The organism is Sphingobacterium phlebotomi, assembly GCF_008180195.1.
GTDB lineage: Bacteria > Bacteroidota > Bacteroidia > Sphingobacteriales > Sphingobacteriaceae > Sphingobacterium > Sphingobacterium phlebotomi.
Genome location: NZ_VTAV01000046.1, coordinates 1 through 819, shown reverse-complemented (window position 1 = coordinate 819; position 819 = coordinate 1). Strand labels below are relative to the sequence as shown.

1 protein-coding gene is annotated in these 819 nt (G+C 42.0%); it reads left to right on the top strand.

What is annotated here, in order from left to right; all coding sequences use genetic code 11:
• Positions 1 to 37 precede the first annotated feature (37 nt).
• On the top strand, positions 38 to 819 hold a 782-nt coding region (locus FXV77_RS21880), incomplete at its 3' end, for an Rpn family recombination-promoting nuclease/putative transposase (protein ID WP_148921375.1).

Below are 819 nucleotides of genomic sequence, written 5' to 3'. Positions count from 1 at the left end.
GTGCTTATCTTTGGATTTGAACCCAATTGTAAGTATTATGAAGAAGAATAGAAATTTTCTGGGAAAATATGTAGACATGTGTACCGATTTCGGTATGAAGCTCTATTTTGGTCCAGATGGTGGAAAACCCAACCTCATTAATTTTCTCAACGGCCTTTTTGAAGGAGAAAAGGTCATCCTTGATCTGGAATACCGCCCGACAGAGCGTAACGGCGTGCAGGATAATGATCGGAAGGTTATCTTTGATCTGTATTGCACGAGCGATGACGATAGCCATTTCATCATTGAGATGCAGCAGCTGTCGCAGGATTTTATCCGCGACCGAATGGTTTACTACAGTTCGCGTCTTATCCATACACTGGTGCCGCGTGGATATAAGGGCAATACATATGAACTTCCGGAAGTTTATTTCATCGGTATCCTTGATTTTGCACTTGACAGAGAAGCGAGTAATCAGTATTATTATGATGTGGTACTTTACGATCGGGAGCGTAAAGCTCAGTTTTACGATAAGCTGGGCTACAAGCTTCTCAGCCTGTCTAATTTCGGTAAAGAAGAAGCTGACATCAAGACCTTTATGGATATGTGGCTATATGTTTTCAAGCACATGTCGGAGCTGAGAGAAATCCCGAAATTTTTGGATAAACGTGTATTTGGTCTTATCTTTGATATCGGAGAGGTGTCCAATCTAAAAGCAGAAGATATGAAAGCGTACGAATCGAGTTTAAAAAACAAGCGGGATGCGGAGAGCATTCGGATTACGGCTGTGAGGCAAGGTTTGGAGGAAGGACTTCAGAAAGGACTTCAAAAAGGACTTCA